Origin of the sequence: Flavobacterium sp. UBA6195, assembly GCF_002422095.1 — a bacterium.
In the GTDB taxonomy this organism is placed as follows: domain Bacteria; phylum Bacteroidota; class Bacteroidia; order Flavobacteriales; family Flavobacteriaceae; genus Flavobacterium.
Window position 1 is genome coordinate 1 of sequence record NZ_DITB01000066.1, and the last position, 8,715, is coordinate 8,715.

At 32.1% G+C, this 8,715-nt stretch carries 9 protein-coding genes and 1 tRNA gene; 1 reads left to right on the forward strand and 9 read right to left on the reverse strand.

Features of this window, described 5'->3' with window-relative positions; all coding sequences use genetic code 11:
* The 5 genes from B4I81_RS05610 to B4I81_RS05630 all read right to left on the reverse strand — a co-directional run.
* Positions 1–205, reverse strand: a 205-nt coding sequence (locus B4I81_RS05610) for a helix-turn-helix domain-containing protein (RefSeq protein ID WP_291108586.1), incomplete at its 3' end; no start/stop codon positions are given.
* Positions 206–225: 20 nt separating this feature from the next.
* On the reverse strand, positions 226–579 hold the full coding sequence (locus B4I81_RS05615) for a transposase (protein ID WP_291108588.1): 354 nt from the start codon (positions 577–579) through the stop codon (positions 226–228).
* A gap of 75 nt (positions 580–654) precedes the next feature.
* Positions 655–1,143 (reverse strand): TolC family protein, encoded by a 489-nt coding sequence (locus tag B4I81_RS05620; RefSeq protein WP_291108590.1) that lies wholly within the window; start codon positions 1,141–1,143, stop codon positions 655–657.
* Between the two features lie 192 nt (positions 1,144–1,335).
* Entirely contained in the window at positions 1,336–2,589 is a 1,254-nt protein-coding gene (locus B4I81_RS05625) for a site-specific integrase (protein WP_291108591.1), read from the reverse strand.
* Between the two features lie 270 nt (positions 2,590–2,859).
* Positions 2,860–2,947, reverse strand: a tRNA-Ser gene (locus B4I81_RS05630).
* 584 nt (positions 2,948–3,531) lie between these two features.
* Here B4I81_RS05630 and B4I81_RS05635 point away from each other — a divergent pair.
* Positions 3,532–4,083 (forward strand): DUF6642 family protein, encoded by a 552-nt coding sequence (locus B4I81_RS05635; RefSeq protein WP_291108593.1) that lies wholly within the window; start codon positions 3,532–3,534, stop codon positions 4,081–4,083.
* Here B4I81_RS05635 and ytxJ read toward each other — a convergent pair whose 3' ends face one another.
* The 4 genes from ytxJ to B4I81_RS05655 form a co-directional block, all read right to left on the reverse strand.
* Entirely contained in the window at positions 4,084–4,419 is a 336-nt protein-coding gene (gene ytxJ / locus B4I81_RS05640; protein WP_291108595.1) for a bacillithiol system redox-active protein YtxJ, read from the reverse strand.
* A gap of 95 nt (positions 4,420–4,514) precedes the next feature.
* A complete protein-coding gene (locus B4I81_RS05645; protein WP_291108597.1) occupies positions 4,515–6,428 on the reverse strand; it encodes an OmpA family protein in 1,914 nt (637 codons plus the stop codon).
* A gap of 11 nt (positions 6,429–6,439) precedes the next feature.
* On the reverse strand, positions 6,440–7,363 hold the full coding sequence (locus B4I81_RS05650; RefSeq protein ID WP_291108599.1) for a PorP/SprF family type IX secretion system membrane protein: 924 nt from the start codon (positions 7,361–7,363) through the stop codon (positions 6,440–6,442).
* 58 nt (positions 7,364–7,421) lie between these two features.
* Positions 7,422–8,715: gliding motility-associated C-terminal domain-containing protein (locus B4I81_RS05655; RefSeq protein WP_291108601.1), on the reverse strand; the 1,294-nt coding region annotated here is incomplete at its 5' end.

Sequence of the window (8,715 nt, forward strand, 5' to 3'; positions counted from 1 at the left end):
GTTCTTGTGGAATGCTATTCCATTGCCTGTTTGATGCTCTTTTGGTTGGAAATAATCCTTCAACACCATTTTCGCTGTAAGCATGATACCAATTGTAAAAGGTACTCTTGTTAATTCCAATCTCCCGAAGTGTTCGGTTTACGCCAATTTCTGAACGAGTAACCATGTGAATGATTTCTTGTTTTTCGGATACTGTAAGTCGCATATATTTTTTAAACTTTTCAGTTAATCCAGCATGTCCAAGCTTTTTTTTACAATATCGTAGCGTAAAACTAAATCGGCAATCATGACTTTCAAACGCTGATTTTCTTTCTTGAGTTCTACTACTTCATCACTTGTGGCTTCCCTTGTGGTATCGCCTGCTAAACGCTTTTTACCAGCTTCTAAAAACTCTTTATTCCATTTGTAAAACTGAGATTCATTAATTGAATACTTACGACATAATTCTGCAACTGACATTTCTGCACGTAAAGCTTCCATTACAATTTGGATTTTCTGTTCGGAACTAAAGATTCGTCGTGTATTTCTACGAATGTCTTTGATGAAATTCTCTGCTGTTTTTTTCTTAGGTGTTTTCATACTATTTCAAAGTTAATAATTTTTGAAAACACTCTCTTAGTTTTGAACTAAATCAGTCCACTTTTTGCTGACGATTTACAACAATTCTAATTGTTGTTTGTAAACAAAAAATCGGAAGTAATCCATGCTGATATTGTAAATAATAGCTTCCTGACTTTGCTCTACATTGAGCTCTGCTTTTTGCTTGTTATATTTATTAGCTTTTAATCCTGTTATTAACGATTGGTCATAAATAACTTGATCTAATTGTCCCACGAAATTGGAATTGAATTTTTGTGTTAGTGATACTCTGACTTCATCTGGTCCAAAAATTCCAGCAGGAATTACACTTTGCTGCAATTTTAGGTTATTATCAAGTGTTGAGGTTAGACTAATGCGTGGTAAGTAATCAGCTAGAACTTCTTTAGCTTTGGCGTCAGCAGCTAGTTTTTCGTTAGCATAGATTATATTATTTCGATTATTAATTAAACCATATTCTATACACTTTTTTAACGTCCAATTTTCTTGTGCACTCGTTTTTAGCCAAAAGCTAAAAAGGCAAATTATTACTATCTTTTTCACCATAAATCTAATTACTTTATATTTCCTTCAATGGAAGTTTTTGTATTATTTTATGCTAAAGTAGTAGATAGTATAATTGCCATTTTTATATTATACAAAGTCAGCTAGTTTTTATACAAACCATCTTAAAAGCGCTCTTAATTAAGAAAAATAAAAGCATAAGTGCCTAACTGATTTAGTAATAAAGAGTATAAATTATTGAGCAGATTTTAGTTGCATTTTAGCTTTTGAAATATTTAGAGCAAGTTTTTCTTTCAAGATTTTCATATCATCACTAACTTTTCTATCCAATACTTTTGCGTAATGTTGGGTAGTTCTCAGGTTTTTGTGTCCAAGCATTTTGCTTACGCTTTCAATAGGAACTCCATTGGTAAGCGTTACAGTAGTTGCAAAAGTATGTCGAGCAATGTGAAAGGTTAGTTCTTTTTCAATTTCACAAACACCAGCTATTTCTTTTAGATAAGCGTTCATCTTTTGATTGGATAGAATAGGAAGTAGTTTATCCTCATTAATGCACTGTGGATGATTTTCGTATTTGTCGATTATCATTTGTGTAACTGGAAGGATTGGAATTTTTGATGCACTTTCAGTTTTTTGTCTGTGAGTAAATATCCATTTCTCACCATCAATACCGTAACTTACATGCGCCTTTGTTAGATTTTTTACATCTATGTATGCCAAACCTGTAAAGCAGCTAAAAAGGAAGATATCTCGAACTAATGACAATCGTTCAGTTTTGAAATCTTTTTCAATAATTGATTGGATTTCTGCTTCAGTGAGATAAACTCGTTCAACTTCTTTAACTTTTGACTTGTAGTTTGCAAATGGGTTTTTATCAAGCCAATCATTGGCCAAACAAAGCTTGATAATTTTATTGAAGTTTTTTAAGTATTTTACTGCTGTATTGTTAGCACAATTTCTAACGCTTCGTAACCAAAACTCGTAATCGGTTATGAAAGCATGATCTATCTTTGTAATATCTATATCGGAAATGTTGTATTTCCATTGCATAAATTCAATAGTATGTTTCAATGAGGTAGTGTAGCGTTCTAGTGTTCCTGGAGCGTATTCCTTTCCAACCAGTTCTTTTATTTTGTTATTGTGGTCTTGGAAGATAGGGACGAGCATTCTTGCTCTTTCATCAACTCCTAATAGTTTACTCTTAATTGTTTCAGTAGTTAAAGCAATCTTTTTATGGATTAATTCCATTTCAGCATCTCTTATTTGACTTTTCAGTAAATCAAGATGGTTATTTATTGAACGAGCTTCTTCTGAACTACCTTTTATTTTACCTGCTTCTGTAGACCATTTGGATATTTCTACAAATCGGTTTGTACTTAGCTCGATACGTTTTCCATTGATAGTAATTCTGGTGTAGATAGGAACTAAACCGTTTGCAGCTGCTTTCGCTTTCTTTGCATAAAAGAGAATTGATACTTTTGTTTTCATTGTGGTGACCTTTTTAGTTGTTATTAAATTTAACTTCAATATGACTAATCCACAAGATGTACAGTTTTTAAACTGGTTGTTGAACTGGCTGTAAAGCCCTGTGAATACTAGTCTGAGATAAAAATCGGTTACCCAAAATTTGGATTGTTTAGGGTAACCGATTTTATCCCTTTAGGTTCACGAATGAATGAATAATTTGATATGTGATAAAAAGAAAAAACCCTTAAAATCATACGATTTTAAGGGTTTTAATTCAATTTGCTTTCCAGCTGGCGGAGAAAGAGGGATTCGAACCCCCGGACCTGTTACAGTCAACAGTTTTCAAGACTGCCGCATTCGACCACTCTGCCATTTCTCCAATAAGTCGTACACTACTTCCGTATTGCGAGTGCAAATATAGAACGATTTTTTATTTCTGCAAACGTTTTCAAAAGAAAAAAGTAAAAAAAATACACTTTCCTCCTCACCCATTTCCCAACCATTTGAATGTCAGTAAATAAATAAAACTAAATTTTTAATAAAAAATCAAGAACAAGTGCTAGAACAAAGTCAAAGTTTCATTTGTACCGCTTTCTTTTCATATGCATAGCAACTAAAGAGATACTTTACAGCATGTCAAACTATGCGTGTAGTCTAATGTTAACTATGCAAAGTGCAACATAAGAAACTTCGGACTCTGTGTACCTCCCTCAACACAATCCACTTCCAAAAACCATGCAACTCCATTCATTACTCTAATAAGAACTACTTCAACCGTTGCCTGAGGCACTCGAAGGTAAAAGGTAATAAAAAAATCCGTAACCACCTTCGCTCCCCCTAGGCGGACCCATTTCATCCGCATTCCCATCCAATTGCAACGCCTTAGCGTACTTTTCGAAAAAACTTTGCATACTTTGCGTTAAAAAACACGTACTAAAAATTCAATATCTTTGTAAAAAAACAATGCAATCAAAACTATACTGTCTAGAAAGTGTACCCAATATCACTACCCAAACATCCAGCATCATCCTACCCTCTCTAGAAAAACTAGCATTACAATACAACATCACCAACGTTTACCAAACCTGTGATAGCATTGAAGGATTAGAAGAAAGTCTAAGTACACTGCTTTATGAAGACCGAAACTTCAATAACTACGAAATCATCTACTTCGTATTTAAAGGAAAAGACAATAACATCATTATTGATAATTATTTATACAGTTTAGAAGAAATAGCCGAATTCTTTGAAGGTAAACTCACCAACAAACGCATCCATTTTGCCAATACCTTACAACTAGACCTAGATTCCGAAACCGCTCAATATTTCTTAGATGTCACAGGAGCTATTTCCATTTCAGGCTATCGCAACCCAGCAACAATACTAAGTACCATTATCGACAATCCGTTCTTCGCCTTATGCCAAGAATATGATGACGTAACCGATATTGTAGAAGAATTATTTAAAAAGCATTACCCCTTAGCTAAAGCAATGGGATTTACTTTGCATTATTAATTACAAATACTTTGCAATCTCTTCCGCCTGGATACTATGATGCGAAACACGATACACGACTACCCCATCTTTCAACACAATTATCTGTGGCGATTGATGTATAACATTCAATTCATCCGCAATAAAATTAGAAACACTTCTATACGAAAGTAAATCCAAATAATTAAAATCTGCTTTTGAAACCAATAAATCATTACCGCTAACCAAGCGTTCTTTTGCATAAGCACTAATACCACAAGTCACACTATCTTTAAAGATAATTTGTGGTTTCTCGTTAGATTTTTCAACAATATCTTTTACTTGTTGCTCAGTTGTAATTGGATTCCAGTTTTTCATATTTATTATTTTTTATACAAAAGTATAACAATCAATTATCCTATAAAAAAAAGGGACTTATTTCTAAGTCCCTTTTTAAAAATTTTAATCAATATTTATTGAATTATAATAAATTCACTTCGTCTGTTTAATTGGTGTTGTTCTCTAGTACAAGGCACTTCATCTGTACAATTATTTAATAATTGAGATTCACCATATCCTTTACATGTTAAACGCTCTTTAGCAATTCCTTTCTTAATTAAATAATCACGTGTTGAATTTGCTCTAAAAGTTGACAATCTTAAATTATAAGCTTCACTTTGTCTACTATCTGTATGCGAACGAATATCGATTTTTAAGTTAGGATACATTTTCAAGATTTCAATAATTTTTGCCAACTCTACTTCTGCATCAGGTCTTATAAAATACTTATCTAAATCAAAATAAATAGTAATGTTTAATAATTTAACCAAATCGTCACCTGGCTTAGTTTTAATAACCTTCGGAGCAACTTCAAATACTTGATTGTTTTGTTCAATTCCTTTAACTCTAAATTCTTTAGCTAAATAGCTATCATTTGCTACAAGAATATAAAATTCTCTATCTGTACGAACATCATTAAAGCTAAAATTACCTTGAGCATCTGTTACCGTTTCAGCAATCTTATTTTGATTTGCATCTAAAAGAGTAATTTTTGTATCAGCTAAAGGTTCTTTAGATATATCATCTATAACCTTATTAATAATAATCCCTTTTTTAGGCTCTGGATTTACTTTTACTTTATAAATATCGTCATACCCTTTTCCCCCATCTCTATTTGAAGAAACAAAGAAAATATTTTTAAATGGACTCTCTACAAATCCAAAATCATCACGCTCACTATTAATTGGAGCTCCTATATTATGAAAACTAGAGTAGTTCCCATTTTCATCTGGTACTGATTTAAAAATATCCAAACCTCCCATACCAATAAGTCCATCAGAAGAAAAATATAAAGTAGCATCAGAGGCAATAAACGGAAAAGTTTCTCTAGCTTTAGTATTAATTTTATCTCCTAAATTTTCAGGTTTTCCATAACTACCATCATCGTTGATAGTAACTTTATACAAATCAGAATTCCCATAACCTCCTGGCATATCAGAAGCAAAATACAATGTTTTTTCATCAGGGCTTAAAGCAGGGTGTGCAAAATTGTACTCATTATTATTAAAAGGAAGCTCTGTGATTTTACCCCATTTACCATTCTCTAAAGATGCTTTAAAAAGTTTAAGTTTAATTACTTTATCTTTATCCATAACAACTTTTCCATTGTTGTAATTGTTACGGGTAAAATACATGGTTTTACCATCTTTTGTAAAAACAGGACTAGATTCATGATATTTCGTATTAAACTCATCCACAATCTCATCAATGTAAACCGCTTTTGCTGAATCACTAAACTCTGCTCGATAAATATTCAAAAAGTTTTGATTGGTCCACTTATCAATTTTTTTATTATTCTTTTGAGGAATACGATTTGATACAAAATACATTTTCGTATCTTTAAAATATCCTCCATAATCTGAAAATTCAGAGTTGATACCAGCATCAGTAATTGTAAATTTATCTAAACTATTGTTTATATCAACTAAATACAATTTATTTTTTACATATAACTCTCCACGATAATCATTCGTTAAAGCATAAAACTTTTCCATCATCTTATCGGCTTCTTTATAAGCTTTTACTGCTTTTAACGATTGAGAATAACGAAAATAATACTCGGGGTCAAAGGTTTGGTTTTCCATTTGAAACAACTTGTCATACCAAACTTTTGATTTATCTAACATGCCATTGAAATAATAGGAATCTCCTAATTTCTGAAATAGTTCAACTGAAACATGACCTTTTTCTGCTACTTTTTCATAAATGGCTATAGCATCAATATAGGAGTATCCTTCATATTTTTTCTCTGCTATTTTTTCTTTTACTTCTTGTGCAGAAACAGAAAAAAAGCAACCTATACTTAATATACTTATAATTAATTTCATAATATCTAATTTTAGAAGAATCTAGGGTTTACAACTCGATCTGATTTTTTATTAAATTCATATCGAAGAAAGAATTCGTGCGAACCTGAATTATAGTTAGCTAATTTTGTTGTTTCCATATCATAAGCATAACCAATAAACCAATTGTCTGAGACTTGGAAACCTGCTAACATACTTCCAGCAGCATCCCATCTGTAAGCAGCACCAAGAGTAAAACGTTCATAAAATAAAAAATTAGCCGATAAATCCATTTGTAAAGGTGAACCTTTAATAATTTTTGAAAGAAAGGCTGGCTTAAATTTTACATCAGGAGAAATTTCAAAAACCCTACCCATTATGAAATAATAATGCATACGCTCTGCTGCTACAGAATTTTGAGAAAATGTTCCTTGTCCTTTATCAAAATGTTTTGTCTCTAAAAAATTAGGTACCGATAAACCAAAATAAGTATTATCTGAGTAATAATATAAACCTGCTCCTACATTTGGAGAAAACTTATTATCTATATTATATTGTGCTAAAGCATCACCAGGATTATAAATATTAAGTTTAGTAAAATCTACATTTAAAAAATTACCAGTAGCTTTTATACCAAATGCCAATTTATAGTTTAACGAAACTGGTATGGAATAAGAAAAATCAATTGATATAGAATTCTCGTCAGAAGGCCCTATACGATCATTTATAAACGATAGACCTAAACCTAAATTTTCATTTCTTAATGGGGAATGAATTGCAAATGTGTTCGTAACTGGAGCTCCATCCAATCCTACCCATTGATTTCGATGTAAACCAAATACACTTAAAACATCTCTACTTCCTGCGTATGCCGGATTTATATTAATAGTATTATACATGTATTGTGTAAACTGCGAATCTTGTTGTCCAAATGAGGGCAACCACATTATGATTACAAGAATAAATATTTTTTTCATGATGTATTATTTTATTTTTTTAAAGAGGGAAGTCAAATAAATCCCTCCCTCTTTTCAATTATCTATTAATATATAAATATCCTGAACGCTCTTTATGTTTTCCTTGATTATTCACATATTTCACTATGTAAAAATAAGTACCAACAGGTAATTCAGATGCTTGATTGATGGTTACTCTTCCTTCAGAAATACCTCTAAAGTACTTTTGATTTTGACCGTATCCCTTAGTTTCATATACTAATACTCCCCATCTGTTATAAATTTCAACAGAATTATTTGGATACAATTCAATGTTTCGAATAACAAAAACATCATTATCACCATCTCCATTAGGTGTTACTAAATTAAAAATTTCTAACTCATCCTCAGATACTGAATGATTATTAACTTCTAAATAATCTGGAATACCATTTCCATTTGCATCATTTGGACTATTTGGATTGTTTCCAATTTCCTCACCATTTGTTAAACCATCACCATCACAATCACCATCTAAGAACACTTGAGATTGTGGCAAAGTTATATTTTCCTCAACAGATTCACATGGATTTAGAGGATCTGTTCCGTCAATGACTTCTTGACCATTAGTCACTCCGTCACCATCACAATCTGCATCTAACCAAAGACCTCCTTGTGATAACAGTACATGATTAATTTGATAATCACATGAATCTGTAGGATTTGTTCCATCAATAACCTCTTGCCCATTAGTAACACCATCACCATCGCAATCTCCCTGCAACCAAGTTAAAGTTGGAGTTGTATCTTGATTTGCGGCTACTAAATCACAAGGATTAGATGGATTAGTTCCGTCTAGAGCTTCCTGTCCATTAGTTACACCATCTCCATCACAATCATTAATTGGAAAGTCTAAACAACTACCTATTACAATTGCAACTGTTGCAACATCACAATTTGTTGGATTTAGTATCTCACATATTTGATATTGAATTAAATAACTTCCTGCTGGCGTTCCTGCAGGAATAAAAATAGAACCATTAACATCAATAGTTAATCCTGAGATACCATCATTATCAAGCAAAGTAATAGTTATTTCACTATCTAAAACAGGCAAACCATTTAAAGTGTCATTCAAAGTAATATCACCTGCAATTCCTCCAACAACCCCATTAAATAAAGTAGATGAATAATCATCATTAACAGCGTTGATAACTGGTGGTACTACGGTAACCAAGGTATTTGCTGTATCACAATTCGTTGAATTCAATACCTCACAAATTGTATATGTAACTGTATATGCTCCCGCTGGTGTACCTGGTGCTACAGTAATTGTTCCGCTTGCATTTAATGTTAAACCTGTTGGAACCGTTACCCCTGTTAAGGTAATCTCT